Origin of the sequence: Peribacillus sp. YIM B13472 (assembly GCF_042788005.1) — a bacterium.
Classification (GTDB): Bacteria; Bacillota; Bacilli; order Bacillales; family DSM-1321; genus Peribacillus; species Peribacillus simplex_E.
In genome coordinates, this window is the sequence record NZ_JBHZPG010000059.1 from 1 (window position 1) to 16,367 (window position 16,367).

Sequence of the window (16,367 nt, forward strand, 5' to 3'; positions counted from 1 at the left end):
GTTGTTGGAGTAGTTGTAGTTTCACAACGACGTTCATTTACGTCGCAAATACCACCATGTGAATCCACAATAACTTGTCGAGTAACTGTAATTGTAGTGCGTAGTACGATCTTGACTAAAATAGCATTGGTAGAAACAAGTCCCGTGGTGCCGATGACTGGAACGCCTGGTTGAGCAAAGATCCCTTCTACCACTAATGGGGGTTCTACTACCATATCCTCAGGGCAGGCACCTGGAAAATCTGTATGCTCCTGGAATGGTAAACTCGTTGAAAGTGTGGCTGTTAAAACAGGAGTGGTTGTTCCTGGTGCCGTATATGTTACCGTAATAGCTACAGGAATAAGCCCGATGTTAACGACTTTGTCTCTAATGATTGACGTGTTACGTGTAACACCAGCTAGATTCGGTACAACAGCTACTGAAACAATAGTGGATCCTGCTGGAATTGCTGGAGTAAACGCGGTAAAAGGAAGTGTTGCTTCTGCAACCTTTTGTATCGCTTTTGAGCCTACAACTGAATTAACTAGGACACAGTCGCTGTTTAATGGTGCAGCGAGTTGGCGGGCTGGAGCTTTAAAATCGCATTTGCAAGCAGAATCGCAAGACCCACAAGACTTACATGGATTTTTATTTTCAAATCTTGAATTTTTGCCAAAACAGTCGCTGTCGTTAAAACAGACAGAACCCCAGTTACTGTTTATTGGTTTTTTATCGCCTAAATTTTCCAAAAAACCACAATCCTTTCTTGTAACTTTTTTTCGAAAATGAAATAGAATAGGACTAAAGTACTATGAAATAGTTTCGGAGTAGTAGTTACAATTTATAGTATTACTAAAGTAAACGATTGCTTGGACAGGTTACTTATTTATCTGGACAAACTGATCATCATGATGGTCATTATCGCAGCGTTTTTTCTTCTTACAACAATCATCGTGATAGGACATAGTTCTTTAAGACACACTAAAATTCCAAACTAAACCTTTTAAATTTATGAATTCTTGTAAGGAGATTTCTTTACTCGAATTTGAATGTATGATTTTTGAAAGAATCGCACGTTCAAAAGGCCGCCAAATGGCGGCCTTTTTATGACGCTAACGCACAGAGGTTTTTTATCTGTTGTTTGACCTATTATATGGATTTTCCTTTTGTTTCACTTATTCCATTATGGTCTGTTGTTTCATTTTTCGATTTAGTACCACTCCAAGAAAGAGAAGGGGCTTAATGAACTAGATATTTACATGGATAAACAAAGTGGGAAAGATTTCAACCGAGTTCAACCCAAGTTTTCTAAATTTTGCCCCATACCTTAAATCTTATATTTCAAATCCTAATTTCCTTACTAAATCAAAATCATCTTCTGTAAAAATACTTAAATCATGCTGTTTATATCTTTCCCATGATTTTGGGTGGTGAATCAACATTGCCAATTGTTCAATGTTAAAATTCGATTGATCCAATTCCAAAAACTTTATAAGCCTGCTGATTTCCTTTTGTGGATTAACACATAAATGATTAAAGTTAATAAGTAAAAAATTGTGATTAAACAGTTCTTGTCCTAATCTTATCGCTTTTTCATTAGATGCAAACCAATATTGAAGACTGGATTTCGGATCAACCTTTGAAGAGGGTTTTATGTTATACAAGTCTCCCCAATGGGAAAGTTGATTTTGATTACCGCTATATGCCATTTCTAACCCGTGACGTATTACATGTATATACTTTATTTTCTTAAAGTATTTATTCAAGAATTCAATATAAATATGAGTTGGTGGGTTTTTCCATCCCCAACCTATATAATTAGAATGATTGAAATCTGGGGATTTCAACATGCCTTCCTCAAATATCTTTAACCGTTCGAAAATAGCCTGTTTATTATTTTTATAATTTTCTTTAAACCATTCAGATTGCCCAAATTGCCTACCAAATTCTATATTGTCATTCGAATGATTCAAAGGGCCTAAATAATACCCTAGTTCTTTTAATAATTCTGCTACGACTCTAGTTCCACTTCCACCCACGCCTCCAATAACGACAGGTTCGCTGAAAATTCCCTCTGAATGATTATCTGCCATCTTGTATTTACTTCCTCCCCTACTTTGTTATTATTGATTCCGATAAGAAACTATTAGTTTTGCATTGATTTAACATTTTAATTGTAAGATTTTTCATTATAAATTCTTTACTATATATATTATGAAAGAAAGAATGAAAGCGATCTGGTATTATCCCTACAGGTTAGACAGAGAAAAAAGAGAGAATGATAAAATGGAGCCTTCTATAAGCTCCCCCTACTACTATGTAATCAAATCATTCAGTTACGCATATCCTTTCGAGCCAATAAAAAAGGAACTCATGATACGGAACCACTAGAAAAATGCGATTGTGAATGTATGATTATGCTAATTATCATACATTCAAAACCTTGATTTCATTGCCTTTTTTCTTTCTTTCTTTTTATACTAATAAAAGAGAAAAAATCGTACATTCAAATCGTTGGTACATAAGGGTTTGAATAGAGAAAGGTCGATGAAGATGACGCAACCAAAAGATGTGCAGCCAATCCGGGATCAGCAGCAGTTAGAAGATATGAAATGGGCGCTGAAGCGCCATTGTTCGGAACGTGATTACATCCTGTTTGTTGTAGGCTGCGAGACCGGCCTACGTGTCGGGGACCTACTCAAGCTCAACACGAAGCAGATTCTGGACCTTAAAAGCAAACAAAACAAGATTCTCCGGGTCAAGGAAGGTAAAACGCAAAAAATCCGCGACATCTATATCGCGAATTGCTTCCAGGAGGTCTATGAGTACGCCAAAAACGTCCAGAGTCCCTGTTTATTCCCCTCTAGGAAGGGAGAACGCCCCATAACCCCTACTCAGGCCTACCGGCAATTAAATAAGGCTGCAGAGTTCGCTGGCGTGCAACATGTTGGCAACCATACCTTGCGAAAAACGTTTGGCTATTGGTTTTACAAGGCGACCAAAGATATTGCCATGTTGCAACGGATCCTCCATCATTCCCACCCTTCGGTCACGCTGCGTTATATTGGCATTACCGAGGAAGAAACCCAAAATGCATTGAAACATTTCAGCGTTTTTGTACACAATCAATAAAAAGGAATGACGTTCTGGGAAATTAAATAATTGAATCTAAAAATAATAAAGTATGCTGCTATATCTCAAGTACGTTACGTAGAACTATCATTAATAGAATCCTCAATTTTTGGACTGTTGAAAATCAACAGTCCAAAAAACAAACACTATATCTAATAGTAAAAGAAATTAACTAAATTTAATACTTTCAGAATCTGGATTTAAGGTTATAATAGAGTACAGCAACCTAGAATGTTTTTGGTGATTGTCCCTTGCTGAGAAGGGGGGACTGATCAATGCAAATATTAGAATTGTTAACGTTAGTTTCAGATTTAGCGAATGTCTTTACGGAGTTATCAAGCTTCATTACATCTGGATCGGACTTTAAACTAGGGATTATCATTTTCGGATATTTAGGCAATTCAAAAAAACAAAAAAAAACAACCATCTAATGGGGTTAGACAGTTGTTGCAATACTTTTGTTTTACCATTTTGTTTTACCAAAACACATTAAACAAGGTAAACAGACATCAAAAACAAACATCATGAAAAATATTTGAATCGGGTGTTCGAGCACCTGATTCTTTTTTTTGTTTTATAGTCCATCCACTTTAGAAGGAATGTTAATGTTAATGTTAATGTTATTTATCTTAATCCAAGTGTAGCTTAAAATTCAAAAGTTCACAAGGAGTGTACATAATAAAATTTATAATAATATTAAATGTTAGACATTTTAAACATGTACTATAAAAATCCAATTGATAAATACACATTTTAGTATTCCCTAAATTGAAAAAGTCAACCATACGGTTTTTAATCTGGTTTTACAAAGTCATGAAGGATATCGCCATTTTTGCAACGGATCCTAAATTATTCGCACCCTTCCGTTACTTTAAGCTATATCGGCATTACGGAAGAAGAAATGAACAACGTATTGAAACATTTTAGTGTTTTTCACTAATCCATCTTCTTTATTTTCTTTAAGTAATTTTATTCATTTCGATGCAGTAAGAACCTTACTTTAAGAAAAAAATGCCGTTCAATAGGGGCCACTTGAGAAAAATCAGGTGTCCCACATCAGCCCACCTGTAAAGAATTCATGTACCCATTAAAACACTAGGCTTTGCCTAGGACCACAACGTTGTTGGGGACAGTTTTTCCTTATGCTCTTTCTATGGGGGTCAGGACAAATAAGAATACCCTCATACCAGCTGCTTTATGGCTGATACTTTAATGACTTTAGTCTGCCCTTCCTAAACTTATAACTCTTATAGAATTCTAAATTAGATAACTTTATAGGGTTAATATTTATTAAGGAATCTAAGCTTTGTGCAGCTTAGATTCTTTTTATACAAAGGAATGGTGTTACTTATGTATTTGGAGGGCCATACAGTCCCGGAGTGGGCAACGGTTACGGGTTTAAACGATCTTTATTTTTTAGAGGTGTTTTATGAAAAAATGTTTGTTCTGTAATACGAGTTATGAGCCTTCACTTAGGCTGTATGACTGGGATAAGCTAGCTAGGTATAGGCTGGTATTGTGAAAAGCATTATCCAGGAGCACAGGCCTTTCAGACTCAACAGAGAGATAGATTTATTAAATATTATGAGGAAACGAAGAGATATGAACAGTTAAATTCAAAACAAAAAGAACTTTACGACAGGTTAGTCAAAGGTAGGAGCTAATCAGTAGCTCTTTTTCTAATGGAACTAATCAAAGAAGAAAAAGAGTAAGTTTCTAGAAAAAAAACTACTACCAGTAACCGTTAAAGAAGCTTTAATGCTTCTTTAACGGACACTAGAGGACTCTGAAAATACGCAGCAACACCAATTAAACTTAGGCAATCTAAATGTAGGACAGGACCAGGTCTGTTTTAAATAACCTTACTATCCCTAAAACATAGCTAAAAATCTTCAATGCAACAGCAACGACAACTGGTAGCTCAACAGACAACTAAAAATCAACCGGATGAAAAGATAGAAGAAGATTTAAAAATAATTGAAGATAGAAAAGATAAAGTACAAAAAGCAGGAAAGCTAAAGAAAAAAGGATAAATAGGTTTACAAAAGAGGATAGTAAATACATATATATTAGAAACGAATAAAAAATCCCCCAAGGAATCACTGGGGGATTTTTTATTCAAGGGATCGAACCCAGGCATCTATTTGACACCTTAACACCAATTTTCTCTATTTTATCTACTATTATCTCGAAAACGGTAAAAAAATGTCGTTTTGGATACATTTAATAGTTGATTATTACTCTATTATTATGTTATAATAATTAGGCTTATACCCAATACTTTAAATGGAATTTTTTGACAAAATAACCAATCAGAATTGATTACCTCTACTTAAAATTACGATTTTTAGGAGTCCGTAAAGATGTATAAGGGGTTGATTACTTTTTGGGTTATTCAAAAAATTCCAAAAAAAATAGCCTTCAATGGGCTTTTTTTTGCTGTGCTTTTTGTATTACAGGGTTTGTATTGTCAATACTGCTATATATAGAAAAATATGTATTGACACGAGCCCTACAAGTGGTTACTTTAGCTGTGTCAAAATCAATTGAAAGGTAGTTGTTGGGATTTTGCAGTATCCATTTTCCCTTGTTTCCATTGCAAAAACGGTTAGAAAGGAGGAAACTCATATGAAGAAAAATATTATGTTACTCTACAAATGGCTTGTTGCTTTAATAGCCGGAGAAACAGTATTGCATTTCATCGAATGCTTTGGTACTGCTTACTCTTGGTCAATGCCTGCAAACAAGCTAGTAGCCTTCTTCTTCGGCTATTTGGGTGTAAAAGTATTACTGCTTTTACTTCTAATAGGTGCTTTATATTGGGGTGTTTTAGCCATTGCCAGATGGCATCAAAATTCCGTAGACAAAGCAGTTGAAAAACATTTAACGAAAGTAACTAAGTAAGTTACTTGAGGATGTAAAATTTTTTCCTCTCGTTCCTGCCAGGGTTCGAGGGGACTTGTTTACTTAAGTAAACAGTACACTTTATAAGCATATCGTATTTCTGTATTTTTTTCAACATACAGCGTGAAAAAGTTATACACGTTTCATACACGTTGTTTAAAACATTTTCATACACGTTGTTTAAAACTACTTGTACGCATTTTTTCAATACCCTTTTTTAAGAGTATAATCACTTTTCGCAAAACTTATTCGCCTAATTATCTGTATTCGCCTTATGCGAACGCTTTTTCCTATAATGACATTATAGGAAATCCCCTTACGGAGTGATATAGGTTGTTTCTTGACTATGGATCTTTCAACACAAACAAATGATTACTTGGTAATCTAAGATCCAGTTTTTTTTTAGGTATTAGTAACTTCATTCCTTGTGTTTTGTGCCAGTCACTGCAAATTGTTCTACTTTCCCGGATTTTTTTTCATACTGGTAGTAATATACGCTGTCTTTATCGTCCTTAAATACAACGGCGATCTCAAATCGTTTCTTTCCATTTACCTTAGCGTTATCGATCACTTTAATTTCTTCAATGCTGGCTTCATCGTAATTCTTCTCGTTGGTTAGGTACTCGTGAACATCTGATTTTAATTGTTCAGCGTAGGTAATTCTGCATTCGTAGGTTGAGTTGAAAAATAAAAAATACTTCCCCCGATAATTAAAACGGCAAGAATCCCTATGGCTACTAAAGTATTTTTCATTCCTTTCAATTCCCTTTGTTTACAAGTGCAGCTAAAACGTCAATAAGTTCTCCGAAGTTCGCATACATCTGGTAAGCGATCATCCAGAGGCTTAATGCACAAACAACTAAAGCACCAACCTTTATTTGCTCCAATAACTCCGGATCAATATTATCGGTATTTATTATCAAAATCAATTTATAATCTTCTTTGTTTCGGATATCTTCAGGCCTCATTAGTTCCATCCCTGTCAAACTGTAGTTCATTCCACCTTTAGTTTAGGTAAGGTGACTACACCTTGCCTTTTTATTTTTTAGTTGTTCTACCCTATATTACCACTGCATATAATATAGTATAGCCCGTGGAACGGCCTCGGTAGGCTAGTTCGTTGAAAAACAGAGGAACCAAAAAGTGGATACTAATAAGAATGGTTACTAAAATAATGATTTAGCAAATACACAGCACAGAAATGCTGTGGCAGCAGTAGTTCTGCTGTGATAATTCCATATGGATTTATCGGAGGAAAATAAAAGAATGAAAATACTTGTCCCAAACAGACTGGAGTATTTCGTTCTATTTTGTTTTCCTCTATTTTTTATGCGTTCTAACCTCCTTGTTGACCTTAAGGAGGATGTCGAAAATGAATAATGAAATCAAAGCACCAGAAGAAGAAATAATGTTTTATATTCCAGTTAGCGAAAACTACAACTTTTATGTATCAAAATGCGAAGCTTTTTATTATTTTAGACTTAAACCAGTCGTCAAAATAAACAATCTTCGCGTTCCCATTGGCAATGTTTCTGAATCCAGAGTTAGTAAGGTTACAGTAATATCTATTTGTGCTGGTGCAGCATTATTTCTAGAGTATTTCAAAAGTCTATGGTGAAAAGAGGATCTACGGAGCCATTTTTGCTTCTGAAAAAGCTGATTTTCTTGAATTAAATAAGCTGTTAAATCGTGTTGAAAAGCAGCATGAAGAGCTTCGTAAACTAACTGGCGAAGGCGAACCTTATCAAAACTTAAAGAAACAAAAACACGTAACTGTTTATACCGATGATAAAAAAGCTATGAAGTTCTGGGAAGAGTGAGGAAAGAGAGAAGAGCATAAGGAAAAACTGATATCACCAAGGGTGATATCCTAGGCAAAGCCTAGTGTTTTATATGATATCGTTAATTTCTTTCAGGTGGGCTTACATGGGGCTCCTGATTGATATAGGTGGGCTGAAGTGGGTCTTAAATGATAATTAAAAAAACAGTTATTTAGTGATATCACTAAATGTTAATCAATGTCCCCTTTAGGTCCCCCTACTTTCGACCAATGTCCCCTTTGCGTCCCCCTATTTTATTGAATGTTATAAAAAAAAGGAGAAGGAAACCTTCTCTTTTTTTTATTTTTTTATTGGTTTTTTCGACGAAACTTAGCGATGTTGTTCGCAGTTACACCAAAATAAACCACTTGGGAGCCAAGGGGTTTATCGTCTTTCACTTTTATGGTTTATGTATGATTTTATTCAGCTAAAAAAGGATATTTCCTCTAAGTCCTCTTCCGATATCGGCCCCGCCTACGCCAGATACTATGACAGCCACACATGCCATCCAACCCATTCTTATTATAACAGAAAGCGCTTACATTTCCAAGGATTACTAGAAAATAATTGGACTCTTATTCTACGATTTAGTGTTGCATGGTTGTTCATCTTAGTAGTTTCTCCAGAAGGTTAGCTATGCAGTCTATTGCCGGGGGGGGGGGGGATTCATTTTCCTTTTTTAAAGGAATCGAGATCACATTAAAGAAACTAAAGATCTAGAACATTTGAAAGACATTGGCTAGAACTGAACAGGGATTTATGGTGTAAGGGTATTTGGTAATTCCGTTCGAAATATCGGAGGAAATTCACACCAGAATGTAGAATAGGTGAAGTAAGAGTGATATCAGTGTGAAGGGAATGTGAATCATGAAAATCAAGGAAATATTGGACGACCTATTGATAACCGGAAATACCATAGCCAAGATCGCAAAAGAGAAAGTTCATATTGGTGAGAAGAAGTTAAAAGAAGCTTTACACAATGCTGGATACGAGTATCGAAACTCTGGTCAAAAGGGCTGGCACTATGTAGGGGAAGGGGAAGAACCTCTTTATACATCAGTGTTTGAGTTCATCAAATCGAAGAATAGTCACCCTAAGGTGAAACAGACTACACCTATACATGCATTCAATGTGAATCAAAGTTCACACGACACGAAAAAGGATTCACATCCTATTCCCCTCGATGTGAATAGCGTACGAACTCAAGATAAAAGTTCGATTCACACAGAATTCACACCAGAAGAAAGAGCGATTCTTAGAGATTTAATAAGAGGGTATGTTCTTAACGACCAGCAAGATAGTCATGGAGATGACTTGTATCAAAGGGTAGTGACTTTAGAAAAAGGCACAAAGGTACGGAAGACGATTGTCATAAATGAGGAAGTTGGGGCTTTGCTGGATAGCTTCGCAGACCAACAGAAATTCAATAAATCCGATCTTATTGAAATTGCTATCCTCGATTTGGTTAAAAAGTACAAATAAGTGCCCTTCTCCAATACATGCTGCTACTTTCTTAGAACACTTGGGTCATATCAGTATCTCCACCTTATCTTCTAACAGAAAAACGAGAAACTACTCCAAACAGTGTTGGACAATTTTCACATAAATAAGTATAGAGACCTTCCACAATCTATAAGGCGCCAACCTTGATATATAAGGTTCTTAAAAGCCTTTATAAGGCTCATTTTGGCTATTTAAATTTTTTTAGTAGTTTAATACTCGAAAAAAATTTAAACACCTGTAAAGGCTGTTTAAATCATTCTAACTTTATAAAATCGTACAAAGGGCATTTAAAACACGCAAAAAAATATGTACTGGTGGCTTATTATTGAGATTTATTAATTACTGGTTGAAAAAACGTCTAAAGGAAGCTCCGAATATGTCCGATCCATGAGTCTCTTAAAAGTACCAGTGAAATAACGAACCAGATTGGTTTTTACTTTTCCTCGTTTATAGCCTCTAATGGACTGTTTAAAGGCGTTTATAGCCGTATATGTAATGGTTTCTTGTTCGACTATGTGTGAAATGGCTTTCGTATCAAGGAAAACACTTTTCCAAAAATCTTCAATCATGGCTGCATGATCAAAGAAAGGTTTAACAGCCTGGACAAATTCTTTAGGAACATAAGAAGCCGTAAAAGTAGAATCTAAATTAACATCTTTACGTATATTTAAGTTCTTTTTCTTGCTAGTTTCTAAAAGATTACTAGTTTCCTTTTCAAAATGGGAGGATTCGTCCCTACTGTCGCAAGGTTTCTCTTGATTTTCGCAATACGTCAATTTTCTCTTTTTTAATACATCAATTGTATTGAAAATATAGACATTATGTCCTTTGCCACCTTTAGATTTCTTCGTATTTACGATGGATACGATACCTAAATCCTTTGCTTTTCTTAGCATCCGTTCAAAAGTGGATCGGCTTACCCCAAACCCATTCAATTTTTCATTGATGGCTTTTACTAGCGTTCCGATCTTGGCGTTGGCTACACCTGCGTATTTTGCGGAGAATCTGACCAGGCGTTTGAACGCGACTAGTTCTCCTTTAGTGAAATCTTTTTTATGTTCGGCTAGGAACATTTCAATCGTGTTGTTAAATTCCTTTATGCTGCTAAACTTGCTGTAGTCTTTAAAATTTTCAATTCTTCCTGATAACATCGTATTTCCTCCTTAGAGGACAATAAAAAAGACACTGATCCCGATAAAGATTAAGGGAAACAGCGTCTTTTAAATGTGGTCTATGAAAGAAACAACATTTTTTCCTTGAAACTAACAGTAAAATACACTAAAATGAATGTACAATATTGTAAGTTACAAAGAACTTCGACAGGTGTTTTCCCTAGGGCAATTAGGGGGAACGGTTTAAGGGTGTTGGTAGCACCACTTAGACACGTTGAGGTTCTTTTTTTCGTCCGTATTTTGTTATGGTTAATTATCCAACAATTGCTACCAAAAAACAAGTAAATTTGATAGTTTATAGAACTCCAATTAGATTTCCAGATACATGACTTTTTAGTTATATTTGTATTTTCTTTTAAGTTTTATTTAAACAATCAAGTTGGGAATAAGCTTCTAAAATCACAAGCTATTTTAAAAGCTTAGGGAGTTAAATCTGCATGTAAGAAATAGAAAGATACAGGAGCAATTAAAAGTAGCCCGCAGACCCATCCTAACCCCCACTTTAGCCAAGTGGGGGTTTACTTCTACAATTGTACATATCGTTTGACATCATCCCAAAAGTTTTCGCGTGGTCCCATCATCACAATGACAACTAAGTCACCCTTTTCATTCACTTCAATCTTATAACACAGCTCATAATTCGTCCTCATATGGCTGATATCCAGGGAACTATATCCTTTTAAATCCCCTTTTTTAGGCTCTCCCAAATCGGGGTCATGACATATAGCGTCGATACCACCGACCATTTTTTCATATAAAATACGGTCGGTTTTCCTTATTTTCTTTAATTGCTTTATAGCTCGATTACTAAGCGAATAGGGCAATGGTTCATTCATCTTCGTCGTCGTCCTCCACTGAATCCAAGAAATCGTCTAAATTTCCCGTTCCTGTAAGGACTGGATTTCGCAAGGCTTCTTCCTTCATACGTTCTAAGGCTCTAGGAACATCAGCCTTTATGCGAGTAAAGGTATCAACTAAGTCTTGCCCCTCATAGCCTTGTTCCACTAGGTCTTTTAAAATATCATGTGAAAAATCGACGACTTCAAATTCAGCCGGTTTAATCATCATTTCTTTCCCGTTAAATTCGATAATCGCTTCATCCGTTAGGTTCATCGCATCATAAAAATCTTTTGGAATCGTCAGCTGCCGTTGTTTAGAAACTTTTACGCGTCTAATCGGCTTTCCGGAAAATTCACTCATGGTCTCTCTCCTCTTAGGTAAAGATATTGTTCCCATAAGCTATGCCCTCCTTTTAGAAAATGTAACCCCATTTTCTTTAAAATTTTATTTCTGTGTTTCTTTATTATAAAGACACTTCCAGATAATAGCAATCAATAAAGGACGACAAAATAGTCCGTTCTTCTCAATTTTAGAGCAATCGATTGTTTTTTTGAGACGTGGATCCGTTATGAGTCAACCTCCTTATAAACCTCCGAACTACCGGTTGATTACGTTGCCCACTGGGGACTGTTATTCTCCTACAAACCCACTCTTTAATAGGGTGCTTTTTTATTTTGAAAGTTATATAAATCAAGACTGAAACATGTAATAATAAGACTAAATTAACAATAAAACAGCATTAAACCAATGAAGAAACTACATATATAAATTTTCTAAAACAAACATGTTTCATATTAGTTTTAGTCTTAATTGAGTCTGAATCACAAAATTATTCGTAGGAGGAAGCAGAATGAGTGATATAAAGTGGGCATCCATAGGTCCCGTTGCTGAAAGATTTGGCATTGAAGTTCCTAGGTTACGAACTTGGTGCGATAAAGGCTTAATTGAGTTTGATAAACGTACTACTGGTCGTTGGATTCCGCATACCGAGTTTCCAAAGATCGAGAAGATTATTGAAGTGTTCAATCGTGGTGGAAATGTCACGTTTGATGATGTGAAAGAAGAGTTAATTAAGGAGAACTTATATCATCAGTTACAAACAGATAAAGAACAAGAGGAAAAATCGAAAGAAATGGCTTTGTTGCTCGGACAAGCCTTTGAACAAAGTGGCGCTAATGAAATGTTTATACAAATAGGTAATGAGTTTAAACGTATGCAGCAAGAAGTAACTCGCTTATCTCAATTAGTAGAAAAACAAAATGAAACACAATTACTTGAAGATAACAGAATAAACAAGCTCCAAGAGGATAATGAAGTTCTAAAGGGACTGGTAAAAGACTTAATTAGTTCTGATAAAGATTTAAAAGATGCCTTTAATGTGTACATGAAAGAACAAAAGAAGGACGAAATAAATAAACAGACTGAATTAGAGGATAAATTAGAGTTAATTGAGGCTCAATTAACTAATCAAAAGAAGGAAAAAAAGGGTTTGCTATCAAGGATTTTTGGATGAAAAGTGTAAAAGGCTTTATACAAACCGTTTCAGGAATACGTGCTGTAATATTCTGCCCCGATAGTTTGCACTTCATTTTCCGAATGTATGATAATTGAAAGAATCGCACATTAAAAAGGCCACCAATTTGGGGCCTTTTTTCTATGGCTATGATCTTCGGTGAGATCATGTACCTCCTCATTATTTGAATGATAGGACAACAAATCTAGTTATGTAAAAGGTATTCAGGCTTACTATCCAATTCAACAGTTCATACAATATCCAATACACCAAAGACCAGAAGGGAGGATATGGGGAGGGCATGGTGAAGGTCAGCCAGAGTCCGATCTGCCTCCAGGTATATGAAAAAAACGACCAATAGGAGAAAAGATAGTTCCTGAAAAGCACCAGGTTACCACAAAACCTGCACCACCAGTTCCCGGACAATTAGTAGGTAGGGTCGAAGATACAATCAATTTATTTTCTTGGAAAAATACTCCTCAATTTAAGAAATCAACATGCAAACCTTGTAAATTTTATTTCTGCTGTTTGCATAAAGGACACATCCTAACCCTAAAAAATTTATATGGTGTATATTCCAATACTAAACTTATAGTTATTGTTAGCTCCCTCCGCCCCATCCACAGCAATAATCGGTAATACGTTGCGGTTAGAAAATAATATGTCAACATGGTGCATTGCACTGCTATTCCAGTCACCGTTTCTATTCGCCTCAATAATCGGTTTTTCTGATACTTCAAAGATGAAATCGGTAGTTGTCAGAAATATGATTCTGTACCTAAATACCTTTTCACCATACAAACCACTACGCCCATCTTGTATAAATAAATCAATTGAACCGTCATTCAGTATAGGACGTCCACCAGGACGCAGATATTGTCCATTTAGAAACGGGTTTTTCGGGTGAGGTGTCCAAAAAGTCGAAGTAATTGAATCCGCATAATAAATATTAGTATTGTTAGTGACTAAATCAAATGATAAAATATACCATTTCCCATTCCACTCAAAAGGAGTAGGATCAATATGGTTACCACTGCTCATTAGTTCGATATACGGTGTCCAGACTTCAGGGAAATTAACTGCACGATAAAGTTTTAGTCCAACTCCATTTTCTCCCTTATCAGGTAACATACACCAGAAATCGTTAATCTTAAAAACGAAGGGATAAGCGAAATGACTTGTACCGTCAGTTAATACAATTTTATTATAAAGCCATTTCAATCCGTCTTTACTTATTGCGTGACCAATATGACCCAATTTTTTGTCATAAACTTCAAAAAACATGTGATATGTCCCTTTTTCTTCGATAATAAATGGATCTGCTACATAGCTCGCTGATATATCCGTTACTTGAGAACCAGTTAAGACAGGATTGTTAACTAAAGGATGGCTCTTTAACGTAACCATATTAGATACATCAGGTGAATTTTTTGTTATTTTTTCATTTGTCCAACTTAATTTCTTTTTGCTCAATTCATCATTATTGTTATTTAACAAGTTTCAACCCCTCTCCCATATATACAATATGCAAATCAGTTATTAAATCAACAACTTTTTTAATTCTATTTTCTCCTTAAGTTATAGTCGTTACCAGAATACAAGCTAGTTAACATAATTCATCGCTTTTTCTATATAAGTGTACTTTTACGAACATAATTAAAACAGACGAATATTTATAATTTTATTTCTTAGTATCATCCTCTATCCTCGTTTTTGCGATCAAAGATCAAAGATCCAATAAATAACTAATTCAGGATCTTTTAATTGTTTAGTTTTTGGCAAAGAGGACCCCTCCAATCAGTGATAGGAGGGGTCCTCTTTGCTTTTATTTAATAATTTTATCTGTGCTTTTGAATGTGCGATAATATAAAAGATCGTACATTCAAAAAGGCTACCAATTTGGTAGTCTTCGTAAGCATTGGTTTCATTCAGAGGGTTCGTAAAAGTGTAAGTGATTTGACGAACGTCCGCAAACTATTTCAACACTTAAACGAACGTTAAAACCGGCTGTTTTGTAAAGAAATAGCACCGTTCGAGAAAGTCTACTTTTACGAACGTTAGCAACAATGCTATACCGACCATTTCGGAAATTTTATACACTAAGAGAATTCCAACCTAAAAAGTCGATTTCCTCTACGTTAAGGGAATCGACTTTTTTTACTTTTTCTTATAAAACTAAACCACCTGTTAGTTGAAAAAGGAGTTGAGATTCTTAAAAAATCAGGCTAATCCCATTTGCTCCTTTTTCATATTATTGGGAGGTGTGATTTCTTAAGCTTTAATTAACGAGTTGTTATGGGGATCGAAAGTTACCTACTAATTCAGACTACAAGACAACTTGGTTTGATATAGAGTATGTCATATTATTGTCCCGTCTATCTGAGTCGCGTGATAACAAGGTGTGCTGAAACAGGCCTTGTTCCTCCAGCCAAAGGAGTGATAGTAAGCGCCGTGGAATTGCCAGCAGGATTTCGTACAGTGAGTATTGAATTGATGACTGATGTTTGCACAAGAGCCATTCCTACTATCTGAGACGTACCGGTTGCTCGTCCGACCACCGTATAGGCTAGGTCAGCGAAATTGAGAGTTAAAATCAGTTGGCCTGCTTCGGTCACACTCACCTGAAATAAGACCTGGTAAATACCGATATCTCTCAACACAAATTGATCGGGACTGACACCATTGCGGAAAATCCCCCCCCACTAGTAGGTCCGTTTTGCGGAAAGTCTACGTCCCCACCTACGGTAACTGTTGCTGCATTATCAGGAGGCATCAACGCAAAAAAGTCCGCAAAGTCTAATACTGATCCTTGTTGTCCTTGTGGCCCTGCTGGCCCTGTAGCACCTTGTGGTCCTGTAGCTCCTGCAGGTCCTGCAGGTCCTGGAATTCCTTGTGGCCCTGTTAACCCTGGAACCCCTTGTGGTCCAGTTGCTCCTGTAGGTCCTGCAGGTCCTGGAATTCCTTGTGGCCCCTGTGGTCCCCCATCTCCTCCTGCTGGACCTGGGATTCCTTGTTGTCCTTGTGGTCCTGTTGGTCCAGTTGCTCCTGTTGGCCCTGCTAATCCAGCTGGCCCCTGTGGTCCTGTCGATCCTGGAACTCCTTGGAGACCTCGAGGTCCTTGAGGTCCCCGTTGTCCTCGGGCCCCTTCAATTCCTCGATCTCCTTTATCTCCTTTGGACCCTTGATGAAGAGGGGGACAACAACAGATCCTATTCTGACAGCGAGGACAGCAAAAATTGAAATTAGATGACATAAAGTTCACCTCCTTCTGAAGAATATATTTTTTTGTTTTTATATTGCACGACTGTTTGTCCCTATAAATGGTAATTAAATAAAAAAATTAATAGAAAATATAATTTTATTACAACGAATTTTAATGATGCGGATGCGGAGAGAGGCCTTTGAACGACGGCGCTTATGGCTCAGAAGGAAGAGTATTAGTTGTTGGAGTAGTTGTAGTTTCACAACGACGTTCATTTACGTCGCAAATACCACCATGTGAAT

The 16,367-nt window shown here is 36.2% G+C and carries 16 protein-coding genes and 1 pseudogene; 8 read left to right on the top strand and 9 right to left on the bottom strand.

The genetic code is table 11. The features are described from left to right. Together ACFX4I_RS25610 and ACFX4I_RS25615 are read right to left on the bottom strand one after the other, a co-directional pair. A partial coding sequence (locus tag ACFX4I_RS25610; protein ID WP_377423980.1) for a hypothetical protein occupies positions 1-728 on the bottom strand: 728 nt, incomplete at its 3' end. 585 nt (positions 729-1,313) lie between these two features. Continuing rightward, positions 1,314-2,072, bottom strand: coding sequence for a sulfotransferase (locus tag ACFX4I_RS25615; protein WP_377423982.1), 759 nt, complete (start codon positions 2,070-2,072; stop codon positions 1,314-1,316). A gap of 460 nt (positions 2,073-2,532) precedes the next feature. Here ACFX4I_RS25615 and ACFX4I_RS25620 point away from each other — a divergent pair, with 460 nt between their 5' ends. The 5 genes and pseudogenes from ACFX4I_RS25620 (at position 2,533) to ACFX4I_RS25640 (ending at position 6,015) form a co-directional block, all read left to right on the top strand. Beyond that, on the top strand, positions 2,533-3,111 hold the full coding sequence (locus ACFX4I_RS25620) for a tyrosine-type recombinase/integrase (protein ID WP_377424015.1): 579 nt from the start codon (positions 2,533-2,535) through the stop codon (positions 3,109-3,111). Positions 3,112-3,386: 275 nt separating this feature from the next. Then, the gene (locus tag ACFX4I_RS25625) at positions 3,387-3,542 is read left to right on the top strand and encodes a hypothetical protein (protein WP_377423984.1); all 156 of its coding nucleotides are present in this window, start codon (positions 3,387-3,389) and stop codon (positions 3,540-3,542) included. Between the two features lie 358 nt (positions 3,543-3,900). Then, positions 3,901-4,051: pseudogene (locus ACFX4I_RS25630) on the top strand (site-specific integrase); the annotation flags it as partial. Positions 4,052-5,006: 955 nt separating this feature from the next. Further along, positions 5,007-5,144 carry a hypothetical protein gene (locus ACFX4I_RS25635; protein ID WP_377423986.1) on the top strand — a complete coding sequence of 46 codons (138 nt, stop codon included), beginning with the start codon at positions 5,007-5,009 and terminating at the stop codon, positions 5,142-5,144. A gap of 595 nt (positions 5,145-5,739) precedes the next feature. Further along, positions 5,740-6,015 (top strand): hypothetical protein, encoded by a 276-nt coding sequence (locus ACFX4I_RS25640; protein ID WP_377423988.1) that lies wholly within the window; start codon positions 5,740-5,742, stop codon positions 6,013-6,015. Positions 6,016-6,433: 418 nt separating this feature from the next. On the opposite strand, the gene ACFX4I_RS25645 is transcribed toward ACFX4I_RS25640, so the two are convergent. Further along, positions 6,434-6,586, bottom strand: a complete 153-nt coding sequence (locus ACFX4I_RS25645; RefSeq protein WP_377423990.1) for a hypothetical protein — start codon at positions 6,584-6,586, stop codon at positions 6,434-6,436. Positions 6,587-6,773: 187 nt separating this feature from the next. After that, positions 6,774-7,013, bottom strand: a complete 240-nt coding sequence (locus ACFX4I_RS25650) for a hypothetical protein (protein WP_377423992.1) — start codon at positions 7,011-7,013, stop codon at positions 6,774-6,776. A 374-nt stretch (positions 7,014-7,387) separates the two neighbouring features. Between ACFX4I_RS25650 and ACFX4I_RS25655 the strand changes: the two genes are divergently transcribed. Beyond that, positions 7,388-7,633, top strand: a complete 246-nt coding sequence (locus ACFX4I_RS25655) for a hypothetical protein (protein ID WP_377423995.1) — start codon at positions 7,388-7,390, stop codon at positions 7,631-7,633. 1,069 nt (positions 7,634-8,702) lie between these two features. Next, positions 8,703-9,317: a hypothetical protein gene (locus ACFX4I_RS25660; protein WP_377423998.1), complete on the top strand. Its 615-nt coding sequence runs from the start codon at positions 8,703-8,705 to the stop codon at positions 9,315-9,317. Between the two features lie 356 nt (positions 9,318-9,673). On the opposite strand, the gene ACFX4I_RS25665 is transcribed toward ACFX4I_RS25660, so the two are convergent. The 3 genes from ACFX4I_RS25665 to ACFX4I_RS25675 all read right to left on the bottom strand — a co-directional run bounded on the left by ACFX4I_RS25665 (position 9,674) and on the right by ACFX4I_RS25675 (position 11,746). Beyond that, a complete protein-coding gene (locus ACFX4I_RS25665) occupies positions 9,674-10,489 on the bottom strand; it encodes a hypothetical protein (RefSeq protein WP_377424001.1) in 816 nt (271 codons plus the stop codon). Positions 10,490-11,034: 545 nt separating this feature from the next. Continuing rightward, the gene (locus ACFX4I_RS25670) at positions 11,035-11,346 is read right to left on the bottom strand and encodes a type II toxin-antitoxin system RelE/ParE family toxin (protein WP_377424003.1); all 312 of its coding nucleotides are present in this window, start codon (positions 11,344-11,346) and stop codon (positions 11,035-11,037) included. Continuing rightward, positions 11,339-11,746, bottom strand: coding sequence for a hypothetical protein (locus tag ACFX4I_RS25675; protein ID WP_377424005.1), 408 nt, complete (start codon positions 11,744-11,746; stop codon positions 11,339-11,341). Before ACFX4I_RS25675 ends, ACFX4I_RS25670 begins: the two co-directional genes overlap by 8 nt. Before the next feature lie 454 nt (positions 11,747-12,200). Between ACFX4I_RS25675 and ACFX4I_RS25680 the strand changes: the two genes are divergently transcribed. After that, positions 12,201-12,863, top strand: coding sequence for a MerR family transcriptional regulator (locus ACFX4I_RS25680; protein ID WP_377424008.1), 663 nt, complete (start codon positions 12,201-12,203; stop codon positions 12,861-12,863). Positions 12,864-13,424: 561 nt separating this feature from the next. On the opposite strand, the gene ACFX4I_RS25685 is transcribed toward ACFX4I_RS25680, so the two are convergent. Continuing rightward, positions 13,425-14,360: a glucosamine inositolphosphorylceramide transferase family protein gene (locus ACFX4I_RS25685; protein WP_377424010.1), complete on the bottom strand. Its 936-nt coding sequence runs from the start codon at positions 14,358-14,360 to the stop codon at positions 13,425-13,427. Positions 14,361-15,516: 1,156 nt separating this feature from the next. Then, positions 15,517-16,116 carry a collagen-like domain-containing protein gene (locus ACFX4I_RS25690; RefSeq protein WP_377424013.1) on the bottom strand — a complete coding sequence of 200 codons (600 nt, stop codon included), beginning with the start codon at positions 16,114-16,116 and terminating at the stop codon, positions 15,517-15,519. Positions 16,117-16,367: the final 251 nt, after the last annotated feature.